The following is a 25,829-nucleotide window of genomic DNA, read 5'->3' on the forward strand; positions in this document are numbered from 1 at the left end:
TTCCTTTCATTTTGATTTGATGAAAGATATGTTTAGCCCCTTTAAAACGGCTCATCATTCCAAAACCTCAGTTTCACCCAGAACCCCTTTCACGCTAGGTCTCATGACTTCACTGCGACTCCGAACTAAAAAACAAAAGATGTATGAAGTACATAATATCCTCTTCTGAATATAGTCTGTATTTAAAATTGATTACATGCGGTATTGTGCACAAATTTATAAAGAGTTTATTATTGTGCAGTACCCATGACAACATTCGGACTTAGAAACGCTATAATTCTAATAAGAAGTGAGATATCGTAGAAGCAGGGAGAGGGATAGAGAATGTTTTTAGATGAAAGAAGCGCCAATTTACTAAAACTATTACAGCATTCGCCCATTTCAAAAATGAAAGAACTTGAAGCCCAAACAGGTCTGACGAGAAGGCAAATACAATATGGTCTGAACAAAGCGAATGACTGGCTCCAATTTCATGGATATCAACCGATTCAATATAATCGTGAACTGGGCTACTCCTTTTCCGAAACAATCAGGGATGAAGAATTGAACGTAAAACTGACAAAACGCAATTATATATTTTCAGAGACAGATAGGGAAAAGGTTTTTTACCTCATGATCCTGTTAAGCCATGAAGAATTGTCCGTCTATCATTTCCAGACAATCACCGGGCTTTCACGAAATACGGTGTTGAAGGATTTAAAAAGGCTTAAGGAGAAAAACAGGGACATAGCGCTCAAAATCCAGTATTCCAAACAAGATGGCTACGTGGTGATTGGGGAAAGCCGGGTAAAGAGATATATCATTGAACGTCTCGTGCATGATGTACTGAACAGTCCCAATAGTGAATTGATCATGGAGTGCATATGGGGAAATCATGAAAAGCAAATCAGCTCAATCCGGTTCCAGCTTGAAAGGATCGAGCGTAAATTAGGCATCACCTTTACGGATGAACGGCTTCATGAACTGAGCTATTTATTTTTATGTACAGATCAGCTCATAGGTAAAGGGGAAGAGTTACAAGCCGACCAGAGCTGGGCTCCGTTTGTAGCGACGGAAGAATACAAAATGGTTGAGGAAATGACCATGACGGATGCCTTTCAATCAGTGTGGAGCGAAACGGAAAACTTATACGCAACGTTACATTTACTGAGCATGAATCGAACGAAGGACATTTCCCCTCTTAAGGATGATGAAGTCATTCAACAGCTTTTGCAGGAAATCGTGGAAGAGTTCGAGAGGCTGGCGTTTGTTCACCTGAAAGACAAAGAGCAGCTATGCCAACAATTATACGTTCATTTTAAACCGGCATATCATCGCCTGCGGTATGGTCTCCCGCAAATGAACCCGATGACGGGCCGGGTTCAGAAAGTATATCCTGAACTGCATCATTTGACAAAAAAATCCCTGTGGGTGTTGGAGAAAGAGATCGGCTGTCCAGTATCAGAAGAGGAAGTGGCATACTTCACGATCTATTTTGGCGGATGGCTGCGCAGGCAAGGAACCACATTGGATGATCGAAAACGGGCGATTGTCGTATGCCCGAATGGTATCGGCATCAGCAATATCCTCATTTATACATTGAGGGAATTATTTCCGGATATTTTGTTCCTTGATGTTCTGTCAGTAAGGAAAGCGGCTGAATACCCACTGTCGTACGACCTTGTTTTTTCAACGGTGCATATGAGAACGAAAGCGGCCTTATTCGTTGTACCGCCCATTTTGGAAATGCAGGATAAACATACATTGCGCCAGCAGGTCATGCAGGAATTGTATGGATATACGACGGAAAGTGTGGATGTTTCAGCTTTATTAAAAATCATTTCCAAGTATGCGACAATCCATGAACCGGATCAGCTTGAAAAGGCACTGCAGTCGAATGTGTTTACTCACACGCCAAAAGTAACCCAATTTTCTTTAAAGGAGGCAGAGAAGCCTGTGTTAGAAGAACTGCTCAATATGCAAACGATTCAATTACAGCCGCATGTTTCCAATTGGAAAGAAGGCATTCAAGTCGCGGCCAAGCCTCTCGTGGACTTAGGAACCGTCGAAGAACGATATGTGGATGCAATGATCGAGGCCATAGAAACGAATGGCCCATATGTAGTGATAACGCCTGGAGTGGCGATTCCCCATGCACGTCCGGAGCAGGGGGTAAGATCTTTATCCATGAGTTTGCTGAAATTGGATGAAGCCGTGGACTTTGGTCCGGATAAACCGGTTCGCCTGATTATCATTTTGGCAGCCGTAGATAACGATTCGCATTTGCGGGCATTGATCCAGCTCACTCAATTATTGAATGAACCAGCCAATATAGAGGAAATCTTACGCACTTCAGATAAATCGATCCTTATGGAGTACGTTCATAAATATTCGAAGGAGGAAGCGGAATGAAAATCATGGTAGTATGCGGAAACGGATTGGGCAGCAGCTTCATCATGGAGATGAATGTGAAGAAAGCATTGACGGAAATGGGAAAAACGGCCGAGGTGGACCATACGGATCTTACATCCGCAAAAACGGTTCAGGCGGATATTTTCCTGGGAGCGGCGGATATTGTCGGTCAGCTGGATGATGGAACCCGGACGATCGTCACACTGGAAAACATGATGAGCATCCCTGAAATCAAATCTAAATTAGACAAGCATGTAGGATAAAAAAAGGAGAGATTGATATGAAGAAAATCATGGTAGTATGCGGAAACGGATTGGGCAGCAGCTTCATCATGGAGATGAATGTGAAGAAAGCATTGACGGAAATGGGAAAAACGGCCGAGGTGGATCATACGGACCTTACATCCGCAAAAACGGTTCAGGCAGATATTTTCCTGGGAGCGGCGGATATTGTCGGTCAGCTGGATGATGGAACCCGGACGATCGTCACGCTGGAAAACATGATGAGCATTCCTGAAATCACATCGAAATTAGCGTCACATCTATAACAAGAAAACTTAAAAAAGAGGGGGAGAGGCAATGCTGGAACTTATCATGAATGACATCTTGGGTACACCTTCCATACTAGTGGGACTGTTTGCTCTCATTGGCCTGCTGTTACAGCGGAAATCCAGTGCGGATGTTGTATCTGGAACGTTAAAAACAGTCATGGGCTTCATTATCATTGGAGCGGGAGCGGCAGTGCTCATCGGCGCCCTTGATATATTCAGTAAAATGTTCGATCATGCATTCAATGTACAAGGCGTCATACCGAATAACGAAGCCATTGTCGCAGCCGCCCAAAGTGATTTTGGGACCTCGACTGCACTTATCATGGTTTTTGGTATGGTCGTCAATGTATTGCTAGCTCGTTTCACGCCATTTAAATATATATTCTTAACGGGGCACCATACCTTATTCATGGCTTGTTTACTTGCAGTCACCCTATCGGTCGGCGGGCTTGACGGATTTCCGCTTATCTTGGTCGGTTCCATTCTATTAGGGGTATGCATGGTGATGTTCCCAGCCCTCCTTCAGCCATACGTACGGAAGATTACCGGAAGCGATGATTTTGCCATCGGCCACTTCGGGACCATCGGATATTTTGTATCCGCGACTGTTGGAAAATGGTTTGGGAATAAGGAGAAGACGACCGAGCAGATCAAGGTTCCTAAATCTTTAGGATTCCTGAGGGACACATCAGTCGCCGTATCGCTTACGATGACGTTGTTCTTCGTGATCGTCGCTTTGTTTGCCGGACAGAACTATATTGAAACGGAATTATCCGGCGGTTCGAACTTCATCGTATTTTCTTTCATCCAGGCGATAACATTTGCAGCAGGGGTCTACATCATCCTTGCAGGGGTACGGATGTTAATTGCTGAAATCGTCCCTGCATTCAAAGGGATTGCTGATAAAGTGGCGCCGAATACAAAACCTGCATTGGATTGCCCGACCATCTTTCCTTTCGCTCCAAATGCAGTGATCATCGGGTTCCTATTCAGTTTCCTGGCTGGCCTATTATCCATGTTCCTCCTTCCGGCAATCGGATTGAAAGTCATCGTTCCGGGGCTCGTACCGCATTTCTTTACCGGAGCGGCAGCGGGTGTTTTTGGAAATGCCACAGGAGGCAGACGCGGTGCGATGCTAGGATCATTTGCCAACGGGCTCATCATTAGTTTCCTGCCGGCGATACTCCTGGTCTTCTTGGGGGATGTAGGTTTTGAAGGAACCACATTTGGTGATTCAGACTTCGGCGTGGTCGGTCTCTTCATCCTAAGTGTCATGAAACTTTTAGGATTATCCTAAACTGATATACTGATAGGGTACATGAAAAAACATAAATCAATGAAACCAACAGCCTAAGATCTTTTTGATAATGGGCTGTTGGCATTTTCATATCATTCGGATTTTAGAGGTGATTTGCATGACTAACAAGGCAATTGTGCTGGATTTGGATGGCACGACATTGAACGAAATGAATAAGGTGAATGAGACGCTGGAGCAGTACATAGGCGAACTTAGGGAAAGAGGTAAGCTGATTTTCATTGCAACAGGAAGAACGCTGGAAGAAGCGAGGGACGTTTTGCCGTCTGGCATGGAAGCCGATGGAATGGTGACAGCCAATGGAATGTCCGTATTCATCGGAAAGGAACAGATTGTCGAACACGCCCTGTCGCCGGAACTTGTGGAAGAATTGGTCGCCAAAGCAGGAGCTGGAGAGATTTTTTACGAAGTGCATCCGAACGCTGGAACACGGATGGCATTACTTAAAGATAAAGACTATATGGTTAAACAAGGCTTGGTGCCAAAGCCCGAGACAGTCGATGAAAATGAATGGCTATCAAGACAGGATGCAGTGGATGACAAAATAAGATGGTCAGAACAAATGGATATAAGCAGTGTTGCCAAAATCTACTTTTTCAGCAATGAAATGAATACCATTCGAAAATGGAAAGCGGATTTGGGGAAAATCAAGCAATACAATGCCTTCACAACAGCTTCCTCCACCCATCACAATGTAGAAGTGACAGTGGAAGGCGTCTCAAAAGCAACAGGGGTCCAACTATTACTGAAGCATTTCCAGCTAGCACCGGAAAATATCCTGGCAGTGGGCGATGGTGAAAACGACCTTCCCCTATTTAGGCTCGCAGGACATTGCGTTGCCATGAAAAACGCCACTGACCTGGTCAAAGAACAAGCCGATGAAGTGACGGAGCATTCATATCGAGAAGATGGGCTGTATCGCTTTTTGAAGGGAAAGTTTCACTAAATAACCTGGAAAGCAAAGAAAATCCAATATTGTTTCTCAACCCGAACCATGATAGTAAAGCAAGACTAGATAATCCTTATTGATTTTTTACTATTTTATGAAACTCTCAATGGATTCAAGAGTGCGACACTCCTTCCAAAAATGGCTAGCCGAGACCCCACAGGCGCTTGCGGCGAGGAGACATGGCAGACAGTCGGCGGAAAGGGAGCGGATCTCTGGGATCAACTGAATCATTCTTATAATAAACTCCACCTCCATAAAACCCTCAAAAGGGGAAGCTTCTAATGAAGTATATCCTATTGAGGAAATGCTGATGGAAAGAAAATGAGGACGTACATTGATCAAAAGAGCAGACCTTAACGGGTCTGCTTTTTTTACTTTTTTTAAAGTTCAACTTCAAGCCCTTGCCGAATCGGTACTTCAACTTACTTCACGTAATCAATAAAATGCATGCAGGTTGCCTTAATGGCCATAATGATTTTTATTCACAAAATTTCATTAATATTGACGGTATCAATCGATGACTTTATCATAACAACAGGATAATGATAATCATTTTCAATTATGATTAACACGTTGGATAAGAAGTTAAATAGATATAGATGAGAGAAAGGGTGCAAAAAATGCGAGAATCTAAAAAAGCAAGAACATTTGGGGGAGGAGTATTAATCCTGTTATTGACTATTATGATGATGTTATCAGGATGTAATACCTCTCAAAAAACAACAGAAGCAGAGAAGACATCTGCCGAAACAAAGAATCAAGAAATAAGGACGATTAAGCATGAAATGGGAGAAACGGAAATTAAAAATACTCCTAAAAAAATTGTTACCCTTGAGTTATCTTTCGTTGATTCTCTAAATGCTCTAGGAATAAAACCTATTGGGATTTCAGATGACAACAAAAAAGATATGATTACAAAACTTGTAGGTCAAGAAATGGATTACACTTCAGTGGGAACACGTGAACAGCCTAATTTAGAGGTTATCAGTTCTTTACAGCCGGATTTAATCATTGCAGATGCTGAGCGGCATAAAGGTATTTATAAAGATTTACAGCAGATCGCTCCTACCGTTGTCTTAAAAAGTCGGGAATCTACCTATCAAGAAAACTTGGATTCTTTCAAAACGATTGCAAAAGCAGTAAATCAGGAAGAGGCTGCAGATAAAAGATTAAACGAGCATGAAAAAACGATCAAAGAACTTAAATCAAAGCTAACAGTTAATTCAAATATGACGGTTTTACCTGCTGTTGTACGGGATACTTCATTCCAAGCTCATACTTCTTCTTCTTATGATGGAGAATTGCTTGAACGAATGGGATTGAAAAATGCCATTCAGCAAGACCAACCACATGCTGAGATGAATCTGGAGCAACTTGTCGAGATTAATCCGGATGTGCTGCTTTTGGCGAACAATGAGGGAAAGTTACTTACTGATGAGTGGAAAGACAACCCTCTTTGGAAAGACCTCAAGGCTGTAAAAAACAAACAAGTTTATAGTGTTGATCGGGATTTATGGACGAGATACCGTGGTGTTGTATCCGCAGAGGCCATTGCTAAAGACACTTTAAACATGCTTGATAAAGAATAAGGAACAAAAGCGAAGTAAGAGATCCAATTCTTACTTCTCTTTCTATTAGTATGAAAATCTTGTTAGGAAGTGTGTTGTATAGTCAATGGAGACCGTAGTTAGAAGTAAAATGAAAGTGTATTGTACAGCTGTAGCCGGAATCGTTTTGTTAATTTTGGGAGTCCTAACAAGTATTTCTGTGGGTGCGGCCGACATAAATTTAGCAATGGTTTTGAAGTCCTTTTTTGAGATGGACTCGTCAAAAGAACAGGTTATTATAAGGACTCTTCGTTTACCTCGAGCTTTGGTTGGAGCATTGGTCGGTGCTAATTTAGCGGTGGCGGGTGCTCTCATGCAGGCTATCACCCGGAATTCATTAGCTTCTCCACAAGTATTTGGTGTTAATGCCGGTGCGTCATTTTTTATTGTTTCAGCTTTTGTTTTCTTTCCTAACCTTTCTTCCGTCTCTCTAGTTTGCGTTGCATTCATTGGTGCAGCAGTGGGAGGGATGGCAGTCTATTCTTTTGCTTCAGGAGGGGGAATGACCCAAGTAAAGCTGGCATTGGCGGGAATGGCTGTTCACTTTTTTTTATCTTCTTTAACGCAAGGCATGATCATCTTTAATGAACAAGCGAAAGATGTGCTCTATTGGTTAGTCGGATCTATTAATGGGAAAACATGGGCGCACGTTAACATGATTCTTCCTTGGTCTCTTTTTGGGCTATTTGTCGCTGTCGTGTTCTCTCGATCTGTTTCCGTCCTTGTATTAGGAGAAAATATGGCGCAAGGACTTGGGCAACGGGTGTACCGAATCCGTATTTTAGCAGGAATATTGGTCATTATTTTGGCAGGATCTTCGGTTGCCGTCGCAGGCCCAGTGGGCTTTGTTGGTTTGATTATTCCTCATATCGTCAGGAGGCTGGTGGGGGGAGATTATCGAAGAATCATCCCTTTTTCTGCATTATTCGGCGCTTTACTCTTAGTTTATGCAGATATTATCGCCCGGTTTATCGCTTATCCTTTTGAATCGCCAGTAGGAATTGTAACAGCTATGATCGGTGCGCCATTCTTCCTTTATTTAGCGAAGAGAGGGAGGAATATTAAGCAATGAAATTTAATCGAAAATCCGTGTTGAAACCCAAGTTTCACCCTTATTCCATTCTCCTTATGCTTATGGTAATCATGCTGATTTTATCAATGGTGAGCCTGGGATTAGGGGCCATTTACATCTCACCTTTGGAAATCATCCAAAATTTCCTTGGAAATGGCATGCAAAGTCAGGCATTCATACTGCACAACTACCGGATACCCCGTATTTTGATTGCCGTGATAGTGGGGGCCGGATTGGCAACGGCTGGAGCCATTCTGCAAGGGGTCCTTCGAAATCCATTGGCTTCTCCCGATGTGATTGGGGTAACAAAAGGTGCCGGATTAGCAGCTGTTATCGTCATTGTTTTATTTCCGCAATCGCCAATTATCATACTACCCCTTTCAGCTTTTATCGGAGCAGCGGTCATGGCGGCAATTTTGATGATATTTGTTTATAAAAAAGGAGCTCAACCAAATACAATAGCTTTGGTGGGAATTGCTTTAGGGGCAATATGTCAAGCAGGCATAGAGTATTTCATGGTCAAGTTCCCGGATGATGTGAATACGACTCTCTTGTGGTTAACAGGGAGTCTATGGGGAAGAGGATGGGATCAAGTATTCATGTTGCTTCCATGTCTAGTTCTTGTCCCGGTATTAATTGCATTAACTTCTAAAATGGATGTACTGAGCCTTGGAGACGAAATAGCTACAGGTCTCGGTGAAAGATCAAAATTACTGCGTTATATTTTACTAGGTGTTTCTGTCATTTTAATTGGAGTCTGTGTAGCTGCGGTTGGTTCCATTGGATTTATTGGTTTAATCGCCCCCCATATTGCCCGTAGAGTGGTTGGATCTAAATTCAAGGTTTTACTTCCTGCTTCAGCGCTCTTTGGTTCTATCTTTCTACTCGTTGCCGATAGCTTGGGCAGAGGATTGTTCCCTCCAATAGAAATACCCGCCGGAATTATCACTGCGGTGATTGGGGTGCCATACTTTTTATATTTATTACGTCGTGAACGAAAAATAACATAAGGAAGGCGGGAGATCATGACAACATTATCAGCAGAGCATCTTTCTCTCTCTTATGGATCAACTCAAATCATTGATAATATCGATTTAGTAATTCCTGAAGGTAAAATCAGTATAATCATAGGTTCCAATGGTTGTGGCAAATCTACCATTTTACGGTCTCTAGCTAGATTATTAATACCTCAGCAAGGCACGATCTATTTAGATGGAAAGGCCATTCATCAGCAATCTTCCAAGGAAGTTGCGAAGAAATTGGCTATTTTACCGCAAGCTCCGGAAGCTCCGGAAGATATAACCGTTAAAGATCTATGTTATTATGGCAGGCATCCACACAAAGGCTTGTTTTCGAGACAAACTCCAGAAGATCATGCCATTGTCGACCGTGCTTTATCTGCAACGAAAATGACTGAATTTGCTGATCGGACATTGGATGCATTATCTGGAGGACAAAGGCAAAGAGCATGGATTTCGATGGCTTTAGTACAAGAAACCGACCTTTTACTGTTAGATGAACCGACAACCTATCTAGACTTAGCACACCAAATTGAAATATTGGAATTACTGCGCGATTTAAACGTAACTTATGGGCGTACGATTGTCATGGTTCTGCATGATTTGAATCAAGCGGCACAGTATGCCGATCATCTGATTAGCATCGTTAAGGGAAAGATCTATAAAGAGGGACCGCCTGAAACGGTATTTACAAAAGAGATGATCAAGGACGTTTTTAGACTGGAATGCTGTATTATTGAAAATCCAGTTGATCAAACGCCTCTATGCATTCCAATTGGTTTATCTCAAGATCATTAGAATAACTATTTCTAATAAAGGTAGAGATGCATTTAGAATCTATCGGAGGCAAGAAAACATCAGGGGGATTTCCCATCCCCCTGATGTTTTTTCGTTCTTATTTATTTCCTGGAGCAGGTTGATCGACCCCTTTAATTCTATGTCTATGCCCATCATCTTCCGTTGTGTAAAAATCATAATAATGAACGTGCATTCCATTTCCAATCGGAATGGGTGGTCCCGAATATGCCTTATAATAATGGGAATGCCCATCCTCAAATAACACATATCCTTCAGTATAATGAATATGTCCTCCCTCTTGTGATGGAATAGGCGGGGATGTTACATCCAAACATTGATGGACATGGCCGTCCGCTATGGAAGTATAATCAACAGAACCATGATTATGATGTGGTACAAACCCAGATACAAAATCATTTTTCCCTACACTATTCAATCTCTTCCCCCCTTGTACATAAATTTATAAACTATATGCTTGGAACAATAAGAAGATTCTTAACGAGAAATTCATGGAAGATGTGATCATAAAGCGGAAAACCAGAATCATCATAAAATAAACCACAGTTAAATGATAAAATAGATAGACTTATACATAAAAGGAGACTTATTATTTTGGAAGCCAAATGTGTTACATTCTATGAGTTTGGGAATCCGCAAAAGGTTTTAAAAGTTGAAAATAAACTTATTCAAAAACCTTTCGAGGGGGAAGTCCTCGTTCGGATGACCACACGTCCCATTAACCCGTCTGACTTGCTGCCCATTCGCGGTGCCTATTCCCACCGAATCCCCTTACCTGCCATACCTGGTTATGAAGGTGTCGGCATTGTAGAAGAGGTGGGTCCATCGGTTTCGAAAGAGCTGATAGGCAAGCGTGTACTGCCTTTGCGTGGTGAAGGGACCTGGCAGGATTATGTTAAAGCATCTGCGGAGCTGGCCATCGTCATTCCTGATTCGATTGAGGACCATATAGCAGCGCAATTATATATAAATCCGATAACCGCGTGGCTAATAATCACAGAAGTATTAGCATTGAAACCGGATGATGTATTACTCGTAAATGCTTGCGGATCTTCCATTGGCCGTTTATTTGCCCAGTTATCCAGGATTCTTGGTTTTAAGCTGATTGCTGTAACGAGAAACGATAAGTATACGAAAGAGCTGCATGAACTTGGTGCTGCATATGTAATCGATACGTCCCAATCATCCTTGCATGATACCGTGATGTAATGGACGAATGGGCGCGGAGCGAATGCGGCCATAGATTCAGTGGGCGGCATTGATGGTTCAGAGCTAGCTTTTTGTGTTCGGCCTAACGGCATCTTATTAACGATTGGACTTTTATCAGGAAAGTCTGTAAATTGGGCGGAAATTTCACAAAGGACAAAAGTGAATGTTAAAATGTTTCATCTTCGCCATTGGAATCAGCAGGCTTCCGTTCAAACCTGGCATGAAACGTTTAACCTTTTGATGGGTTTCATTGCTGATGAAAGATTGATTTTCATGAAGCCGGATTCCTACTACGGCCTTCAAGATGTGCAAGAAGCCATTCGTATCACCGAAACCCCTGTGGGCAATAGAGGGAAGATTTTTTTTAACAGCTGATTTGCCTGCTGAATTTGCAATGGGCATTTCTATGTGGTTTGCTGATTGAACGGACATATTGAAGGAAGCATTCATCTTGAAGCTCTTCCAATAGGTTCCTAAGGTAAATGGAAATGTCCCCTGATAATATAGAATTACTTGATTACCTGTAAGATGCTAGTTTAGAATGCGGAATAGAAACTTGTTGATACATGAAACGACTTTGGAGGAAATACTTATATGAAAACGATATATATGAATGCTACCTTTTTTACTATGGATAAAGAAAATCAAATCTTTGAAAACGGCATGATGATTGTACAAGATCAAACCATATCCTACATTGGCCAGCACTCTGAAGAACAATTGACAGATGCTGATCAAGTGGTCAACCTTGGCGGAAAATGGATTATGCCAGGCCTTGTGAATGCCCATTCGCATATTGTCATGACCCTTTTACGCGGAATCGGGGACGACATGCTGCTGAAGCCTTGGCTTGAAACGAAAATATGGCCGATTGAAAGCCAGTTTACAACGGAAATCGCCTCTGTAAGTTCTCAACTTGGCCTTATGGAAATGATGAAATCAGGAACTACGACATTTTCGGATATGTTTAATCCTAATGGAATAGATGCGGGTGCTGTCATGGAGACGATAGGCGAAACGGGAATGCGCGGAGCCTTTTCTTACACAATTTTCAGCTTGGGTACGGAAAAAGACCAAAAAGCGAACCTCATGGGGGCTGAGCAGTTTTCAAAAAACTATAAAACGTTTGCCGATGGCCGCCTGACCACCATGGTCGCGCCACACAGCCCTTATGCCTGTACACCTGAAGCGATTATGGAAAGTGCACGGATTGCAAAAGAGAATGATTTGATGGTGCACATTCACGTATCGGAAACGGACTTTGAAATCCTCGACATCGAAAAACGTTACGGATCCCGTCCTGTCGAGCACCTTCGCCGTTTAGGACTGTTCGATCAGCCTACCGTAATGGCCCATGGTGTGGTTCTAAATGATGAAGAGCGAGCGATACTAAAACAGCACGATGTACGCGTTGCCCATAATCCAATCAGTAACCTGAAGCTCGGATCTGGAATAGCAGATGTCGTCAGCCTCCTTGATGCAGGCATTAAAGTTGGGGTTGCAACAGACGGCGTCGCCTCGAACAACAACTTCGATATGTTCGAGGAAATAAGGACAGCTGCATTACTACAAAAAGGCATCTATAAGGACGCCACTAAATTCCCTGCACAAACAGCACTCGCCATGGCTACCAGAATGGGTGCAGAAGCGATTGGAATGGGTCATACGGGATCACTTGAAGCTGGTAAAAAAGCAGACTTCATCACCATTTACCCATATAACAAAGAACATCTGCAGCCACTGAGTGAAGCCTATTCGCACCTGCTTTATGCAGCACGCGGAAATGATGTATGTGATGTATACATTGATGGCAAAATGGTCGTGAAAGATGGCGGATGCTTAACGATCGATGAAGAAAAAGTGATTGCCGAAACGAATCGGCTGCAGGGGACCCTATCACGATAAACATGAACGGATGCACGAAAAAAGGAGCTGCCATTGCAGCTTCTTTTTTTTATGGACTCAATGATAAAAATGGGATGTGGGAGTAATTATTTTGATGAAGGACGGAATAAATCGGGTGTAGGTCGAATTATTTCTATGTAAGACGGAATAAATGGGGTGTAGGTTGAATTAAACTGATGTAGGTCGAAATAATCCGATTTAGGACGTAATAAATCGATTGGAATAATTCGTATCGGATGGCAGTTTAAAAAGGAATTACCGCAATTATTGTGGAATAAATTGTTCTTAACACTTAGAAATCCGTTTTGAGTCAAGTTTCTTGGAAATATTGAGACAAAGTAAGCCGGTTGAAAATATTAATAAGAAAATAGGTATGGCAAAAACGGTTAAAAACGAAAAAATGAAAAAAATGCTGCTGACCGCAAATATTAGCCAACTGGTAATCAGCAAACAACTGGATAAAAAATCTTTGACAGCATGGATCATGAATTCACCACCGTATGAAAGTCTTTGTATGAATTATACACCATTTTCCAATCGTATTGAGAAGCAGTCAACTCGAGGAAAGTAGTTGAAAAAGGAGGACGAGATGAATGGAAAGTGATTCTTCGTTGTTAAAAGAGCATTTGTATCAGCTGGAGGAGAAATTGTTAAAATCTGAAATCCGTACATCTCCAGAAGAACTTTCATTATTATTGAAAGATGATTTCTTTGAGTTCGGCAGTTCGGGTAATATATGGACTAAAAGCGATTTTGTGGGAGAAGAGGGAGCCGGTGCGGTGAAAATGACCTTAAGTCAATTTGACATGCATCAATTGTCAGAGGATACCGTGTTAACTACGTACCGGATTTTTGATGAAAGTAAAGCGGAACATACATTAAGAAGTTCAATCTGGAAATGTGCGAATGGAAGATGGCAAATGTTTTTCCATCAGGGCACAAAAACGTAAGGGCCTCTTTAAGCCTTTTATTTATGAAATTGAAAATGGTGAATTAGCGTAGGAAAATGAGTATTACCTATCTAGAAACTATTCCAATAAAATGATAGGGGTGGATGAAGTTGCTTTTTCGTACCATTGATACGGACAAAGATAAAGATATTATCGTTAAATTCCGGAAAGATTCCTTTGTTGTAAGTTTTGGATCTGAAGACGGTTTTGGAGATGAAAATACATACTTGCAACGAATGAAAGAACGGGTCCGCAAATTTCCTGATGGACAGGTGATCATTGAAAAGGACCAAGAACCGATTGGACAAATGGAGCTTCAAATTCGGGAGTATGAAGGAACTGAGATCGGCTATGTGAATTTATTTTATCTAATTCCCGAATACCGCAGTAAAGGCCTTGGCAAGGAATTGGTTCGCTACGCAGAAAACTTTTTCAGGCAATTTAATGTATCCGAATACCATTTAAGGGTTTCTCCGGATAATCAAAGGGCGATTCGTTTATATACGAGTTCAGGCATGATGAAGATAAGCGAAGAAAATGAAAAACACCCTGTATGGAGAATGAGCAAATCATTATAAAATAGAAATAAAAATTATATTAATATAATTAAAAAGTATCAATTCACTATACTATGAAAATATTTAGAGCGCTTAAAAATATGGTTGACTTTAGAGAAATTAGAATATATAGTGAAGGACATAATTAAATATAACGTTAATTCTTATCAAGAGATGTGGAGGGACTTGGCCCTATGATACCTCGGCAGCGGGTTTTTACTTTTGTAAAAATACTGTGCTAATTCCAACGGACGAAAGTTTGAAAGATAAGAAGGAGCTTTTCTTAGATAATTAAATTAAGAGTTTACTCTTTTTTATTTCTAAAAGAGGCCTCTTCTGTCTGATGACGGAAGAGGCCTCTTTTGTTTATTCAGAATGTATATGGTTATTTGGAGAATTATTGATTTACTCGTGAGATTCGATCATTTACTCGTGAGTTTGGCGCATTTACTCGTGAGTTTCATGCTTTTACTCGTGAATTTCGAAATTAACCCTATCATTATGAAACTTTGCAAAGCTCTTCTCTGATAATGAATTCGTAAAAATAAACAACATGGGGGGAGATTGGATGATTGAGTTTCAAAATGTTAAAAAGGTTTATCAAACAAAGAAACAGACCGTTGAGGCTTTGAAGGGTATTAATTTGACGGTGGAAAAGGGGGATATATTCGGTGTCGTCGGTTATAGCGGGGCCGGTAAAAGTACGTTGATCAGGTTGGTCAATCTGCTTGAACAGCCTTCAGATGGTTCGGTGATTGTCGGGGGTAAGGATTTAACTTCATTGAATCCGAAGGAATTGCGGGCAGAAAAGAAAAAAATCGGAATGATCTTTCAGCATTTCAACTTGCTAAACTCAAAGACTGTTTTTGATAATATCGCCATGCCGCTGGTTTTATCAGGAACTCCTAGTAAAGAAATCAAACAGCGGGTAGGCGAGCTGTTAGAGTTCGTTGGCTTATCAAGCAAGGCAAAGAGTTATCCGGAACAATTATCCGGCGGTCAAAAGCAGCGGATCGGCATAGCGAGAGCATTGGCTACCAATCCATCGATCTTATTGTGTGATGAAGCTACATCTGCATTGGATCCACAAACAACGAGTGCGGTACTGCAGCTCTTAAAGAAAATTAATAAAGAATACAATATTACGATTCTGTTAATCACTCATGAAATGTCTGTTATTAGGGAAATTTGCAATAAAGTAGCGGTCATGGAGGGAGGATGCGTGGTTGAACAAGGTTCAGTTTTCGAGGTTTTTGCCAAGCCGCAGACGGATATTGCAAAAAACTTCGTGAGAACGGTCATACATGACGAGATTCCACAAAGTTTCCTAAAAAGTATAGGGTCCCATATCCCGATTATTTGGAAAATTAATTTTATTGGGACTACTTCGGGTACTCCTTTACTTTCTACCATCTCGAAGAAATATGATGTTCATTTAAGCGTATTATCAGCCAATATTTCTGAAATTCAGGAAACGCCTTTTGGGAATTTGATCATCGAAGTGACAGGGAACAAAAAAGAGGTGGACAAGGCTTATCAATATATTAAAGATGAGGGGATTCTCGTCCAGGAGGTGCAGATAAATGGGTAATACACTTTGGGGAATGGAAATAACGGCAGAGCAGCTGTCGACAGCTTTCGGTGACACACTTTATATGGTAGCCATCTCATTGGTGTTTTCCGGATTGATTGGGCTTCCGCTCGGTATCCTGCTTGTCATTACAAGAAAGGGTCACATCCTGGAGAATAAATGGATCTTTAATGTATTGAATCCGATCATCAATATATTGCGGTCGGTTCCTTTCATCATCTTGCTTGTAGCACTTATTCCGTTTACCAGAATGCTCGTAGGCAGTGCGATCGGAACGAATGCGGCCATTGTTCCGCTTATCTTTTACGCGGCTCCTTATATTGCCCGGCTTGTAGAAAACTCCCTTTTGGAAGTGGACAAAGGGATCATCGAGGCAGCTCAGGCGATGGGGGCGACGACATGGCAAATCATTTATCGCTTTTTGATTCCCGAGGGACTTAGTTCGTTGATCCTTACATTTACAACAGCGACAATCGGGCTGGTCGGATCGACGGCCATGGCAGGTGCCGTCGGAGCAGGCGGGGTAGGAGATTTAGCTTTGGCTTACGGTTATCAAAGGTTCGATACGATGACGATGGTCGTCACAGTAGCGGCGCTCGTGATCATCGTTCAATTACTGCAATCCACCGGGAATTTTGTTTCAAGAAAAATCAGAAGAAGATAAAAATAACAGGAGGTAGGAGAAATGAAGAAAATCTTATTAACGATCATGGTATTGGCATTGGCCATCGTGGCTGCAGCATGCGGGAACGAAGAGGGTGCATCAGGCGGTTCGGATGATGTGAAAACAGTAAAAGTCGGTGTCAGCAGCGGGGATACGAGAACATGGGAATACATTGTCGACTTAGCAAAAGATAAGGGGCTGAATATCGAACTGGTCACTTTCAATGATTATATCCAACCGAACCTTGCGTTAAGTGAAGGGGAAATTGATGCGAATTCATTCCAAACGGTCGCCTACTTCGATGAATTCGTTCAAGATCAAAATCTGAAATTAGAGGCCATCGGGTCGACTGTCATTGCACCTATGGGCCTTTATTCGAAAAAACACAAAGATCTCAAGGATCTTCCAGATGGCGCTACGATAGCGGTTCCGAATGAAGCAACAAACTTTGGCCGTGCGTTACTCCTTCTTCAAGAAGCTGGATTGATTACATTGAAAGAGGAATTCAACGGATCGGGATCATTGGAAATCATTAAGGAAAATCCGAAAAAATTGAAAATCAAACCTGTTGCTGCCGGCAATACACCGCGTCTATTGGATGATGCCGATGCTTCAGCCATTAATAATAACTTTGCTGTCGAAGCAGACCTTACTTTAAAAGATGCATTATTCCATGAAAGTAAAACGGCGAAACCATATATCAATATCATTGCAGTTAAAAAGGGAAATGCCGATCGTCCTGAGCTGCAAAAATTAGTAGAGCTTTATCAATCGAAAGAAGTGGAGGAATTCATTGAAAAAACGTTTAATGGAAACACCATTCCTGCATATGTTTCAGTAGATGAATTAGTGAATTACCAAGATGCTTGGACAAAACCAGCTAACGAAAAATGATGAATAGAACAATGTGAAGGGAATGCCGGAAGGATTCAAAATGCTATCTGGCTTTTTAAACCAATAAATAAAAGGGGAGATAAGAGTATGGCGAGAGAATTAGTGCAGAAGCAGCATCAGCAAATCATTGAAGATCACATCGACCTTCATTCCAAATTATATATCCAAACGAGTCAAGCCATTCATGCCAAACCCGAAATTGGGAATCAAGAGTTCTTCGCTTCGGACACGTTAACCGAAATACTTCAACATGAAGGATTTGAAGTGAACCGCAATATAGCTGGACATGAAACAGGATTCATCGCCAAAAAAACCTCTTCAAAGGAAGGACCTACCATTGCCTTTTTAGCCGAGTATGATGCATTGCCGGGTTTAGGCCATGCTTGTGGCCATAATATCATCGGCACAACGAGTGTTGCAGCAGGCATTTCCTTGGCTCAAGTGCTGGAGGAAACAGGCGGAGAAGTGATTGTTTTCGGTACACCGGCTGAAGAGGGCGGGCCGAATGGAAGTGCAAAAGGCAGTTTTGTGAAACATGGTCTATTTGATGGGGTGGATGCAGCCATCATTATCCATCCTGCCGGGCAAACGGGTATAACTAGTCCATTTTTGGCCGTCGATCCCCTTGATTTTCATTTTTACGGGAAGGCGGCACATGCGGCTGCTGCTCCTGAACAAGGCGTAAATGCACTTGATGGGGTGATTCAGCTATTCAATGGCATTAATGCTTTGCGCCAGCAGCTTCCAACCGAAGTCAAGATCCACGGAATAATCACCAATGGCGGGGAAGCGCCTAACATCATTCCTGAATATGCTTCAGCCAGATTTTACATTAGGGCAACAACATGGAAACTTTGCCAAGAAGTGTCCCGTAAAATACGTGCTGTCGCTGAAGGGGCAGCACTTGCCACAGGAAGCACGGTTAAGGTCGAGCGTTTCCAAAATGAAGTACTCGATTTTGTCATTAATCCAGTCCTTGATGAACTGTTAAAAGAAGAACTGGATCAATTGGGGGAAGCGGTGGCCCCTCGAAAAGAGAGTGGTTTTGGTTCGACGGATGCAGGTAATGTAAGCCATGTAGTGCCGACAGCCCATCCTTATATTAAAATTGGACCGGATGAGTTGATTGCCCATACGAATGAATTCCGCGACTGTGCTAAATCAGAAGCTGGAAACAAAGCCATCCTGACTGGTGCAAAAGCACTTGCGCTTACAGGATATCGATTGCTATCGGATAAAGATCTGTTGGGTAAGGTGAAAACGGCATTTCATGAAGCGAAGCAAACGGAAAAATAAATAAAATCAAAATTTTTGTTGACTACGGAGCTCGGAGTTTGTAATATAAGAAATAACAATACCGAGTAATTAAATAGGAATTATGGGTTAATTGACCGGAAAACCGGAGACTTTTCTTTAAACAGAGATGTCTCCGTTTTTTTTGGTGTATGAGCCAGGTTCCAAGGCTGTTCCAATACCGTAGTTGTTCATATAATAAAGGAGGATTTATTATGGGGATATTATTACGTAAAGCAATTGAAAAGAAAAGAAACTTCTTGATCAACAAGTTGATTAACGAGGGAGTCTATAAAAAGAATGACATCCATCTATTTGAATTAACACTAACCGATTTAGAGGAAGAATATATTAAAATAATTAAAATTGAAGAGAAGGAATCCGATGATCATTCCCCCTGTCTGAAGATCCATCATTTCATATAAATCAGTGGAAAAATAATGAAAAGGGGAGGGTGAAATGAGGAAGGGTGGGGAAGAAAGGCGGAAGGAATTAATCCATAAACTTATGATCCATACTGTAAATAAGAGTGTGGAACAGCTTATGACGTTAACCTTGAAAGAATTGGAAATGGAGTACAAAAAGGTTCAAACGGACAGTCATCCCCATAGTGATGCTGGTTCGATACAATGGATCAATACAAAACGATATTAGAGAATATAACACCTCAGTTCATCATGAAAAACTTCATCATTTTGCTAAATGCGTTTTGTGCTGATTCTACATGATACTTTGAACTGTAAGGGTCACTGAATCCGTGTTTTCCGTTGAATTTATGCACTTCGATATTCTTTATTTCTAAAGCTGAAATCAATTCGTCCACATTAAATGCTGATTCTTCTTGGGGAAAGAATAGCAGTGTAGGGCATTGTGGCGTTAATTCTACATAATTCCTAATACGGGAACCGTAGTATCCAACCATTCCATCGACACATTCGTCCTCACTACACAGCCAAGCCACAGTTGCCCCTGCACTAAATCCAAGGATGAATAATTTTTGGTATTCATCTTTAACATCCGATAATATATCCTTTATTTTATGTAAAGCGCCTGTAAAACCTACATTCTCCATAAAATGACGATAAGCAGCATCCTCTTGGGAATAATCAAAAGGTGTCTCTCGATCTAACAAATTCGGACAAATGACATCAAAACCCTGATTCGATAATGATTCACAAAAACCCTGCATATGTTCGTTCAGTCCATAAATTTCGTGGATGACAATGATTACAGTATCGGAATCTTTCTGTATGTGCAGCATTTTTACCCCCCATTATCCTATTGCTTCATTATATATTGATCTTCAGCTAACGCACTTGTTAGTTGAATCTTTTATTTGAATACCCCGTCTATTTCATTTCTGTCGTAAGCTAATATCCAATCGTTGTAGTTGTCATAAACATCTCTTATTGTTTCGGGCGAGGTCGCCACTAAATCACAACCCCTGTCATCATAAACGTGAAATATAGTTTTCCTGTTGATGTTGATAAAATAGACCATATTAAAAATACTTGGTCTTATCCCCATATCCTGATTGCAGATTGCTTTCAACATAGGAATGTAATTGAAGTCAGATGTTTTACATTTTAAAGTAAATCTATGTGTTTTATATGTTCCTTCTTCATCATCGTCATGAATAATAGTCTTTTGATTTAACCCATATAAGACCGATTTCTTCTTAATATAACGAGAAAAAGTTTTTGATTTAAGTTTAAAATCATCTGCATAATCGCTAACGTCAACTACAATATAAATATCATCGTTATTAGAATGCAAGGACTTAAATAAAGTGATCGACCTTTTATATACTCCTTGTAGATATGGGCTATTTTCATAAGCAAAATCACTATCATAGTCCACACCTAATTCAAAACGGATACCAATTTTCCAACTATAAAACACGGGTGGTCTAAGTTCTAAGTTTGGGAAATTCTCATTCATAAAGTCGTTTAAAAGCATTTTTGCACCTCGTTAATTTCCCTCATTCCTTATTAACTTGTCCTTTATTTCGGAAGAAAAGGGTTGCCGCAGTTGGTTTTACGACTGTTTGTGATAATTTAAATCTTTCCACCCTTCAAAAGTATTTCTGGAATTTCTAGATAAATCATCATCTTTACTAAGAAGTAAAATCAATGAAGTGTCCCACAGAACCAATTCAACCCTAGCCTTAGGATGTTGGATAATTGGATTTTTCACCCAAAAATTTGGATTTCCATCAGCATATGGTTCTTCTTTAATGTCATCTAAATCAATTTTTTCGTTTTTATCGAATGCCGAAAATACACCCCATATAAAATGAAAATCTTTATTATTGGCAAGTTCCGTTAGGTTTTCACCTGTAATCCGGAAGTTATTATGAGGGTCGTCAATAATTCGATAATCTTCGAAGTAATCAAGGTAATTTTCAGGGTAAGACCAATCTAAGTCGGTAAGTAGCCAATTATAATCTTTATTGAGGCCATTGAAAGAGTTTAATATTTCTTTTAACTCCAAGAACTCTTCTAAAATGGTGTTCATTTCTTCCACCTCACAACTAAATTCCCCTTTTTTTTATCACTTCTTCTTCAACGAACCTTCTCTATTGGTTTAAGTAAATTACTCACATCTTTTAATAAACGTCATGACTTTATTTTAAAGCCACATTGTTTTATACTTTCCTAAAAAATTTTCATTCCATATAAATATGAAATCATAATGATTAGCACCATCCAAACAATAGACACCCACAAATCATTTCCAACAGCATGTGAATTAAATAGATTTCTAATTGGTGTCATAGGTTGATTTTCTGCGAATAAGCGAACTAACTTGGGCATTCCACCTACAAGAACAAATTCGGAACTGACAAAGAGCATCATCGTGTTTATTTCATTTTTAGGTATGGGGAAGTTCTCTTCCTTCTGAAAATGCTTTTAGGTTTGCCAGACTAAGTTCAAATCCGTCCATGTTAATGGATACTCTAGTTCCTTCAGGTTCTGGGTATATTTCGAAAGTGAAAACGAGGTTATCAGAATCCGAGGAATAAGAAAACTTTTCGTTAGGAATTACTTCTTGGATGGTAAAGCTCATAGGTATACTTTCGTTATCTTTAAGATTGTTATGTGCACTAGGCATTAATACGAAGATTGCCTTCTCGCCAACCTTGAGTTTAGGAATATTCCATTTTGAACCCGGGGCATACCATTTTGAAATGTTTTCATCATTTGTAATCGCATGCCAAACGGCTTCTTGGTTTTTATGAATTAGAACAGAGTTACTATCATTATTCACCTGACTAACCTCCTGATTTTTCTATGGATTATATAGAATGTCTTAGAAATATACAAGAAGATTTATACTCTAGCGATAGTTGAACACGTGACAATATTGTAAGGTTGCAGCTAAAACTGTTAGGAAAATCGATGGCGATTTACACCTCTTTTCTTTTACTATGAAAGAAAAAGAGGAAAGGTGGATATGAAATGAGTCTTTTTGAATTGAATGTCAATGTATTTAGAATGATAAATGACTTAGGGAAACAATACTCTTATTTAAACCCTTCTGCCATTTTCATTGCCGAGTACATGGTATTTTTATTAGCTTTAGCAGTCATCGTAATATGGTTCACTCGAAATAAACAGAGTAGAATGATGGTTGTTTGTGGAATGATCACGTTTGTAATAGCTGAAATGATGGGGAAAATGGCAGGGGGATTACATTCGAATAATCAGCCATTTGCCGAATTGACCAATGTTAATAAGTTGATTGAAAAAGCAGTGGATAATTCATTTCCAAGCGACCATACCATCTTGTTTTTCTCGTTTTGTGTATCCTTTTGGCTTTTCAAAAGAGGATGGTGGATGCTATGGATCATGCTGGCTTTCCTTGTTGGCATATCCCGTATTTGGGTAGGAGTCCACTTTCCGGCAGATGTGCTGGCAGGTGCTATACTGAGCACCATTTCAGGCTTGGTGGTTTACTTTGTTGTTCCTAAGATAAGCTTGATTCATACAATATTAGCGGGTTATGCGAGGTATGAACAAATACTTCTATCCCCATTGACTAAATCGAAGGAAAAAAAATCAAAGGATTTTTAAGCGAGACTCAAAAACAGGGTTGCTCAGGTAGCCTTTTTTTGTTGAAAGAAGTGTAGTGTGGTAAATACAAAAATATCCATATGATGATTCTGATGGTAAAATAAAGAGAAAGAATTCATCACAATGGGGGGCTTAATATTGGTTGATATCCAAGAAATCAAAGACATTATCAGGCATCGCTATCCATTCCTTTTAGTTGATAGAGTACTGGAATTGGAAGAAGGAAAGAGAGCGGTGGCCATTAAAAATGTAACAGCAAATGAAGAGTTTTTTACTGGACACTTTCCAAATCACCCAGTGATGCCAGGTGTATTGATTGTTGAGGCTTTAGCACAGGTAAGTGCTGTTATTATGCTTACAAAAGAAGAAAATCAAGGGCGGATCGGGCTTTTGGCTGGGATCGATGGATGTCGTTTTAAAAGGCAAGTAAGACCAGGGGACCAATTACGTTTAGAAGTGGAGATTACTCGCTTGAAAGGCCCTATCGGGAAAGGAAAAGGAAGGGCTACTGTCGATGGAGAAACTGTATGCGAGACAGAGCTCATATTTGCTTTTGGTGATTGATCTTTCAATAGGGGTAACTTGAACAACGGGGGTATGAAAGTGATACCGATAAAAAAAGCCTATGGGTATGTGACAAGAATCAAAAATGGAGAAACTCAGGTATTGGTTTTTCAACATCCCATTAGGGAAGCGGGTATACAGATACCCAAGGGAACAGTGAAGCCTCAAGAAAGTGCTTACCAAGCAGTGATTAGGGAAATGAAAGAAGAAACAGGTCTTGAGAATTTTCATGTGGAGAAATTAATTGCGGAAGATTTTTGGGAGAGCGCTGATGGTGCCATACATAATAGATATTTTTATCAATTAAGTGTATCGATTGTTCCTGATGAATGGGACTATCAGCCAACGGGTGGAGGAGATGAAGAGGGGCTGACATTCCATTTCTTCTGGATTTCATCCCAACATGAAGTGGAACTTATTAAAGGGCATGGAGATTATTTAAACCTGATATTTACCTAACCCTTCAGTGCACAGCAGTATATCACAACAGGCCAAGGTCATTATTGATCTTGGCCTGTTGTTTTTTTATGATCAGGTCTGTTTTTCGGTAATGAAAGTTTTTACGGTTGGCGGTTCATATGTATTGAATTGATCAAGAAGTCCATTTGGTTCAACATCTACCAGCGCCATCGAACGGAATTTTTCATGAAGGAACTGTTCGTCGGACATATGATTGAATAAAGCGACCAAAGGATCATAATAGTGATTGATATTTAAGAGTCCGCAAGGTTTTTGATGAAGACCAAGTTGAGCCCAAGTGAAAATCTCAAAGAATTCTTCCAATGTTCCTGGCCCGCCTGGCAAGGCAATGAACCCATCTGCAAGCTCAGCCATTTTAGCTTTTCTTTCATGCATGGATTCCACGACAATCAGTTCGGTTAAGTTCTTATGGGCTATTTCCTTTTTTTCTAGAAAATCTGGCATTACGCCAATTACATTTCCGCCTGCTTCCAAAACGGAATCTGCAACTGCACCCATGATTCCTACACTTGAGCCTCCATAAACAAGGGTAATATTACGTTTTGCCAGTACCGCACCCAGTTTTTTAGCCTCTTCTACATAGACAGCAGATGCACCAATGCTTGATCCACAAAATACAGCTAGACTTTTCAAAATATCACATCTCCCATTTAGTAATCTTCCTTTCTTATCATACATAATTCAGGGGGTTTTGTTAAACTTGAATTATCTAAATGAAGGGTGGATGAATATGAACGTCACTGAATTTCAACAATGGGTAAAAGATTATTATGAAGCACGAGGATGGTCAGAATTGGACATTTTCATTCGCATTGGCTTTTTGGCAGAAGAAACTGGCGAGGTGGCACGAGCCATTCGCTCCCTTGAGATTGGCAGGGATAGACCTGATGAAGTTATTGGATCGTTTGAAGAGAATAAACAGGAGTTAACCGAAGAATTGGGAGATGTGCTAGGTAACTTGATTGTGATTGCGAACAAGTACGATATTCCATTGGAAGAAGTGTTTAATGCCCATAAAAAGAAACTATCCGAACGCTATCATCATGCATAATTTCCGTCATTATTGGTGTACATGAAAAACATCCTGTTTTTAAACTTGAAGAGCTGTGACGATCAGCTCTTTTTCTTATGGGTCTAACGATGGTGATTTGTACTAATTTAACTCATTATAAGAAAAAACATCAGTCTTTTATCCCCGTTCATTAACAAAGAATTCACAAAATATGGGTACTATGCGCGATTGAGATGGGATTTTATTGGGTATACACTTACATTAATAGGAATGAACATTCATTCCGCATCTTATAAAAAGGGGTGAATCATTATGATCAATGCAGTAAATAAACGAGACAGTATAGTATCCAGCGCTTTGGAACTATTCGCCGAACGGGGATATGATGCTACGACGATTCCGATGATAGCTACATCGGCAGGGGTTGGAGCCGGTACCATCTATCGTTACTTTGAGAATAAGGAGGTGCTGGGCAACAAGATTTTTCAAGAGTACTTGGATATTTTCACTGAAACGATCAAGAATGGCTTTCCCCATGATGATTCGATTCGCAATCAGTTCCACCATATTTTTAAATCTATGGTTCATTTTACAACTGTGCAGGACCAAGCTCTTTATTTTATAAAGATACATAGTGGAGCCCATTTTTTAAATGAAGATAGTCATGCTAGTTTTCAAGGGCTATTGAATATTTTTAAAAATTTCTTTGATTCTGGAAAAGAAAAAAAAGAAATTAAGGAGCTGCCTTCTTCAGCTTTGATTGCCATCATTTACGGAGCATTTCTTGAGCTTGAGCGACTTGTCCGCATTGGGGAATTGGAACCTGAACCAAAACTATTGGCAGATGTGGAAGAAAGCTTTTGGGATGCAGTCCGATTGCACGCTTGACACATTTTTAACAATTAAAATGAATGA

General features: G+C 40.5%; 31 protein-coding genes, 1 pseudogene and 1 riboswitch. Of the genes and pseudogenes, 26 read left to right on the top strand and 6 right to left on the bottom strand.

Going from position 1 to position 25,829, the window contains the following annotated elements; translation table 11 throughout:
• Window positions 1-324 precede the first annotated feature (324 nt).
• From QUF86_RS10915 to QUF86_RS10955, 9 genes are all read left to right on the top strand, one after another.
• Window positions 325-2,391 carry a BglG family transcription antiterminator gene (locus tag QUF86_RS10915; RefSeq protein ID WP_289334328.1) on the top strand — a complete coding sequence of 689 codons (2,067 nt, stop codon included), beginning with the start codon at window positions 325-327 and terminating at the stop codon, window positions 2,389-2,391.
• The gene (locus QUF86_RS10920; RefSeq protein WP_289314989.1) at window positions 2,388-2,654 is read left to right on the top strand and encodes a PTS sugar transporter subunit IIB; all 267 of its coding nucleotides are present in this window, start codon (window positions 2,388-2,390) and stop codon (window positions 2,652-2,654) included. Before QUF86_RS10915 ends, QUF86_RS10920 begins: the two co-directional genes overlap by 4 nt.
• Before the next feature lie 17 nt (window positions 2,655-2,671).
• Window positions 2,672-2,938 (top strand): PTS sugar transporter subunit IIB, encoded by a 267-nt coding sequence (locus tag QUF86_RS10925; protein ID WP_053347686.1) that lies wholly within the window; start codon window positions 2,672-2,674, stop codon window positions 2,936-2,938.
• 31 nt (window positions 2,939-2,969) lie between these two features.
• Window positions 2,970-4,238 (top strand): PTS ascorbate transporter subunit IIC, encoded by a 1,269-nt coding sequence (locus QUF86_RS10930; protein WP_289314990.1) that lies wholly within the window; start codon window positions 2,970-2,972, stop codon window positions 4,236-4,238.
• Window positions 4,239-4,356: 118 nt separating this feature from the next.
• The gene (locus tag QUF86_RS10935; RefSeq protein ID WP_289334329.1) at window positions 4,357-5,202 is read left to right on the top strand and encodes an HAD family hydrolase; all 846 of its coding nucleotides are present in this window, start codon (window positions 4,357-4,359) and stop codon (window positions 5,200-5,202) included.
• A 623-nt stretch (window positions 5,203-5,825) separates the two neighbouring features.
• Entirely contained in the window at window positions 5,826-6,794 is a 969-nt protein-coding gene (locus QUF86_RS10940) for an ABC transporter substrate-binding protein (protein ID WP_289334330.1), read from the top strand.
• A gap of 85 nt (window positions 6,795-6,879) precedes the next feature.
• The gene (locus QUF86_RS10945; protein ID WP_289314993.1) at window positions 6,880-7,884 is read left to right on the top strand and encodes a FecCD family ABC transporter permease; all 1,005 of its coding nucleotides are present in this window, start codon (window positions 6,880-6,882) and stop codon (window positions 7,882-7,884) included.
• Complete coding sequence (locus QUF86_RS10950) at window positions 7,881-8,894, top strand: FecCD family ABC transporter permease (RefSeq protein ID WP_289314994.1); 1,014 nt, start codon at window positions 7,881-7,883, stop codon at window positions 8,892-8,894. Before QUF86_RS10945 ends, QUF86_RS10950 begins: the two co-directional genes overlap by 4 nt.
• A 15-nt stretch (window positions 8,895-8,909) precedes the next feature.
• Window positions 8,910-9,701, top strand: coding sequence for an ABC transporter ATP-binding protein (locus QUF86_RS10955; RefSeq protein ID WP_289334331.1), 792 nt, complete (start codon window positions 8,910-8,912; stop codon window positions 9,699-9,701).
• Between the two features lie 97 nt (window positions 9,702-9,798).
• Here QUF86_RS10955 and QUF86_RS10960 read toward each other — a convergent pair whose 3' ends face one another.
• A complete protein-coding gene (locus QUF86_RS10960; RefSeq protein WP_289334332.1) occupies window positions 9,799-10,137 on the bottom strand; it encodes a YmaF family protein in 339 nt (112 codons plus the stop codon).
• A gap of 176 nt (window positions 10,138-10,313) precedes the next feature.
• On the opposite strand from QUF86_RS10960, the pseudogene QUF86_RS10965 reads away from it, so the two are divergent.
• From QUF86_RS10965 to QUF86_RS11020, 12 genes and pseudogenes are all read left to right on the top strand, one after another.
• Window positions 10,314-11,303 (top strand): annotated as a pseudogene (locus tag QUF86_RS10965) (zinc-dependent alcohol dehydrogenase family protein).
• 219 nt (window positions 11,304-11,522) lie between these two features.
• On the top strand, window positions 11,523-12,833 hold the full coding sequence (locus tag QUF86_RS10970) for an amidohydrolase family protein (protein ID WP_289334333.1): 1,311 nt from the start codon (window positions 11,523-11,525) through the stop codon (window positions 12,831-12,833).
• 319 nt (window positions 12,834-13,152) lie between these two features.
• Window positions 13,153-13,404 carry a hypothetical protein gene (locus QUF86_RS10975; protein WP_289334334.1) on the top strand — a complete coding sequence of 84 codons (252 nt, stop codon included), beginning with the start codon at window positions 13,153-13,155 and terminating at the stop codon, window positions 13,402-13,404.
• Window positions 13,405-13,426: 22 nt separating this feature from the next.
• Window positions 13,427-13,783 (top strand): nuclear transport factor 2 family protein, encoded by a 357-nt coding sequence (locus QUF86_RS10980; protein WP_289334335.1) that lies wholly within the window; start codon window positions 13,427-13,429, stop codon window positions 13,781-13,783.
• A 110-nt stretch (window positions 13,784-13,893) separates the two neighbouring features.
• Complete coding sequence (locus QUF86_RS10985; protein WP_289334336.1) at window positions 13,894-14,361, top strand: GNAT family N-acetyltransferase; 468 nt, start codon at window positions 13,894-13,896, stop codon at window positions 14,359-14,361.
• Window positions 14,362-14,501: 140 nt separating this feature from the next.
• Window positions 14,502-14,613: riboswitch (SAM riboswitch) on the top strand.
• 102 nt (window positions 14,614-14,715) lie between these two features.
• Window positions 14,716-14,868, top strand: a complete 153-nt coding sequence (locus QUF86_RS10990; protein ID WP_289334337.1) for a hypothetical protein — start codon at window positions 14,716-14,718, stop codon at window positions 14,866-14,868.
• A gap of 40 nt (window positions 14,869-14,908) precedes the next feature.
• Window positions 14,909-15,931: a methionine ABC transporter ATP-binding protein gene (locus QUF86_RS10995; protein ID WP_289334338.1), complete on the top strand. Its 1,023-nt coding sequence runs from the start codon at window positions 14,909-14,911 to the stop codon at window positions 15,929-15,931.
• Window positions 15,932-15,944: 13 nt separating this feature from the next.
• Window positions 15,945-16,595 (top strand): methionine ABC transporter permease, encoded by a 651-nt coding sequence (locus tag QUF86_RS11000; protein WP_289318292.1) that lies wholly within the window; start codon window positions 15,945-15,947, stop codon window positions 16,593-16,595.
• 21 nt (window positions 16,596-16,616) lie between these two features.
• Complete coding sequence (locus tag QUF86_RS11005) at window positions 16,617-17,489, top strand: MetQ/NlpA family ABC transporter substrate-binding protein (protein WP_289334339.1); 873 nt, start codon at window positions 16,617-16,619, stop codon at window positions 17,487-17,489.
• An 87-nt stretch (window positions 17,490-17,576) separates the two neighbouring features.
• The gene (locus tag QUF86_RS11010; protein WP_289334340.1) at window positions 17,577-18,785 is read left to right on the top strand and encodes a M20 family metallopeptidase; all 1,209 of its coding nucleotides are present in this window, start codon (window positions 17,577-17,579) and stop codon (window positions 18,783-18,785) included.
• A 212-nt stretch (window positions 18,786-18,997) separates the two neighbouring features.
• The gene (locus tag QUF86_RS11015) at window positions 18,998-19,207 is read left to right on the top strand and encodes a Fur-regulated basic protein FbpA (protein ID WP_289315006.1); all 210 of its coding nucleotides are present in this window, start codon (window positions 18,998-19,000) and stop codon (window positions 19,205-19,207) included.
• 34 nt (window positions 19,208-19,241) lie between these two features.
• Window positions 19,242-19,436, top strand: coding sequence for a Fur-regulated basic protein FbpA (locus tag QUF86_RS11020; protein ID WP_289334341.1), 195 nt, complete (start codon window positions 19,242-19,244; stop codon window positions 19,434-19,436).
• Window positions 19,437-19,449: 13 nt separating this feature from the next.
• On the opposite strand, the gene QUF86_RS11025 is transcribed toward QUF86_RS11020, so the two are convergent.
• The 4 genes from QUF86_RS11025 to QUF86_RS11040 form a co-directional block, all read right to left on the bottom strand.
• The gene (locus QUF86_RS11025) at window positions 19,450-20,043 is read right to left on the bottom strand and encodes a dienelactone hydrolase family protein (protein ID WP_289334342.1); all 594 of its coding nucleotides are present in this window, start codon (window positions 20,041-20,043) and stop codon (window positions 19,450-19,452) included.
• 71 nt (window positions 20,044-20,114) lie between these two features.
• On the bottom strand, window positions 20,115-20,723 hold the full coding sequence (locus QUF86_RS11030) for a DUF3885 domain-containing protein (RefSeq protein ID WP_289336210.1): 609 nt from the start codon (window positions 20,721-20,723) through the stop codon (window positions 20,115-20,117).
• A gap of 96 nt (window positions 20,724-20,819) precedes the next feature.
• On the bottom strand, window positions 20,820-21,299 hold the full coding sequence (locus QUF86_RS11035; RefSeq protein WP_289334343.1) for a hypothetical protein: 480 nt from the start codon (window positions 21,297-21,299) through the stop codon (window positions 20,820-20,822).
• A gap of 357 nt (window positions 21,300-21,656) precedes the next feature.
• On the bottom strand, window positions 21,657-22,052 hold the full coding sequence (locus QUF86_RS11040) for an SRPBCC family protein (protein WP_289315009.1): 396 nt from the start codon (window positions 22,050-22,052) through the stop codon (window positions 21,657-21,659).
• Between the two features lie 191 nt (window positions 22,053-22,243).
• Here QUF86_RS11040 and QUF86_RS11045 point away from each other — a divergent pair, with 191 nt between their 5' ends.
• The 3 genes from QUF86_RS11045 (at window position 22,244) to QUF86_RS11055 (ending at window position 23,881) form a co-directional block, all read left to right on the top strand.
• Window positions 22,244-22,858, top strand: a complete 615-nt coding sequence (locus QUF86_RS11045; RefSeq protein ID WP_289334344.1) for an undecaprenyl-diphosphatase — start codon at window positions 22,244-22,246, stop codon at window positions 22,856-22,858.
• A 138-nt stretch (window positions 22,859-22,996) separates the two neighbouring features.
• Entirely contained in the window at window positions 22,997-23,422 is a 426-nt protein-coding gene (gene fabZ, locus QUF86_RS11050; RefSeq protein ID WP_289334345.1) for a 3-hydroxyacyl-ACP dehydratase FabZ, read from the top strand.
• A gap of 33 nt (window positions 23,423-23,455) precedes the next feature.
• Window positions 23,456-23,881, top strand: a complete 426-nt coding sequence (locus tag QUF86_RS11055) for an NUDIX hydrolase (RefSeq protein ID WP_289334346.1) — start codon at window positions 23,456-23,458, stop codon at window positions 23,879-23,881.
• A 72-nt stretch (window positions 23,882-23,953) separates the two neighbouring features.
• Here QUF86_RS11055 and QUF86_RS11060 read toward each other — a convergent pair whose 3' ends face one another.
• Window positions 23,954-24,535, bottom strand: a complete 582-nt coding sequence (locus QUF86_RS11060; protein WP_289315012.1) for an LOG family protein — start codon at window positions 24,533-24,535, stop codon at window positions 23,954-23,956.
• A 97-nt stretch (window positions 24,536-24,632) separates the two neighbouring features.
• On the opposite strand from QUF86_RS11060, the gene QUF86_RS11065 reads away from it, so the two are divergent.
• Window positions 24,633-24,953 (top strand): MazG-like family protein, encoded by a 321-nt coding sequence (locus QUF86_RS11065; protein WP_289336211.1) that lies wholly within the window; start codon window positions 24,633-24,635, stop codon window positions 24,951-24,953.
• A gap of 273 nt (window positions 24,954-25,226) precedes the next feature.
• Window positions 25,227-25,802 carry a TetR/AcrR family transcriptional regulator gene (locus QUF86_RS11070; RefSeq protein WP_289315013.1) on the top strand — a complete coding sequence of 192 codons (576 nt, stop codon included), beginning with the start codon at window positions 25,227-25,229 and terminating at the stop codon, window positions 25,800-25,802.
• Window positions 25,803-25,829 lie beyond the last annotated feature (27 nt).

The organism is Peribacillus sp. NJ11 (assembly GCF_030348405.1).
GTDB lineage: Bacteria > Bacillota > Bacilli > Bacillales > DSM-1321 > Peribacillus.

Bases quoted from the DNA above. Each gene is read 5' to 3' on its own strand.
- QUF86_RS10915 (WP_289334328.1), top strand. From the start codon at position 325: ATGTTTTTAGATGAAAGAAGCGCCAATTTACTAAAACTATTACAGCAT.
- QUF86_RS10920 (WP_289314989.1), top strand. From the start codon at position 2,388: ATGAAAATCATGGTAGTATGCGGAAACGGATTGGGCAGCAGCTTCATC.
- QUF86_RS10925 (WP_053347686.1), top strand. From the start codon at position 2,672: ATGAAGAAAATCATGGTAGTATGCGGAAACGGATTGGGCAGCAGCTTC.
- QUF86_RS10930 (WP_289314990.1), top strand. From the start codon at position 2,970: ATGCTGGAACTTATCATGAATGACATCTTGGGTACACCTTCCATACTA.
- QUF86_RS10935 (WP_289334329.1), top strand. From the start codon at position 4,357: ATGACTAACAAGGCAATTGTGCTGGATTTGGATGGCACGACATTGAAC.
- QUF86_RS10940 (WP_289334330.1), top strand. From the start codon at position 5,826: ATGCGAGAATCTAAAAAAGCAAGAACATTTGGGGGAGGAGTATTAATC.
- QUF86_RS10945 (WP_289314993.1), top strand. From the start codon at position 6,880: ATGGAGACCGTAGTTAGAAGTAAAATGAAAGTGTATTGTACAGCTGTA.
- QUF86_RS10950 (WP_289314994.1), top strand. From the start codon at position 7,881: ATGAAATTTAATCGAAAATCCGTGTTGAAACCCAAGTTTCACCCTTAT.
- QUF86_RS10955 (WP_289334331.1), top strand. From the start codon at position 8,910: ATGACAACATTATCAGCAGAGCATCTTTCTCTCTCTTATGGATCAACT.
- QUF86_RS10970 (WP_289334333.1), top strand. From the start codon at position 11,523: ATGAAAACGATATATATGAATGCTACCTTTTTTACTATGGATAAAGAA.
- QUF86_RS10980 (WP_289334335.1), top strand. From the start codon at position 13,427: ATGGAAAGTGATTCTTCGTTGTTAAAAGAGCATTTGTATCAGCTGGAG.
- QUF86_RS10990 (WP_289334337.1), top strand. From the start codon at position 14,716: ATGTATATGGTTATTTGGAGAATTATTGATTTACTCGTGAGATTCGAT.
- QUF86_RS10995 (WP_289334338.1), top strand. From the start codon at position 14,909: ATGATTGAGTTTCAAAATGTTAAAAAGGTTTATCAAACAAAGAAACAG.
- QUF86_RS11000 (WP_289318292.1), top strand. From the start codon at position 15,945: ATGGAAATAACGGCAGAGCAGCTGTCGACAGCTTTCGGTGACACACTT.
- QUF86_RS11005 (WP_289334339.1), top strand. From the start codon at position 16,617: ATGAAGAAAATCTTATTAACGATCATGGTATTGGCATTGGCCATCGTG.
- QUF86_RS11010 (WP_289334340.1), top strand. From the start codon at position 17,577: ATGGCGAGAGAATTAGTGCAGAAGCAGCATCAGCAAATCATTGAAGAT.
- QUF86_RS11015 (WP_289315006.1), top strand. From the start codon at position 18,998: ATGGGGATATTATTACGTAAAGCAATTGAAAAGAAAAGAAACTTCTTG.
- QUF86_RS11020 (WP_289334341.1), top strand. From the start codon at position 19,242: ATGAGGAAGGGTGGGGAAGAAAGGCGGAAGGAATTAATCCATAAACTT.
- QUF86_RS11025 (WP_289334342.1), bottom strand. From the start codon at position 20,043: ATGCTGCACATACAGAAAGATTCCGATACTGTAATCATTGTCATCCAC.
- QUF86_RS11030 (WP_289336210.1), bottom strand. From the start codon at position 20,723: ATGAATGAGAATTTCCCAAACTTAGAACTTAGACCACCCGTGTTTTAT.
- QUF86_RS11035 (WP_289334343.1), bottom strand. From the start codon at position 21,299: ATGAACACCATTTTAGAAGAGTTCTTGGAGTTAAAAGAAATATTAAAC.
- QUF86_RS11045 (WP_289334344.1), top strand. From the start codon at position 22,244: ATGAGTCTTTTTGAATTGAATGTCAATGTATTTAGAATGATAAATGAC.
- QUF86_RS11055 (WP_289334346.1), top strand. From the start codon at position 23,456: ATGAAAGTGATACCGATAAAAAAAGCCTATGGGTATGTGACAAGAATC.
- QUF86_RS11065 (WP_289336211.1), top strand. From the start codon at position 24,633: ATGAACGTCACTGAATTTCAACAATGGGTAAAAGATTATTATGAAGCA.
- QUF86_RS11070 (WP_289315013.1), top strand. From the start codon at position 25,227: ATGATCAATGCAGTAAATAAACGAGACAGTATAGTATCCAGCGCTTTG.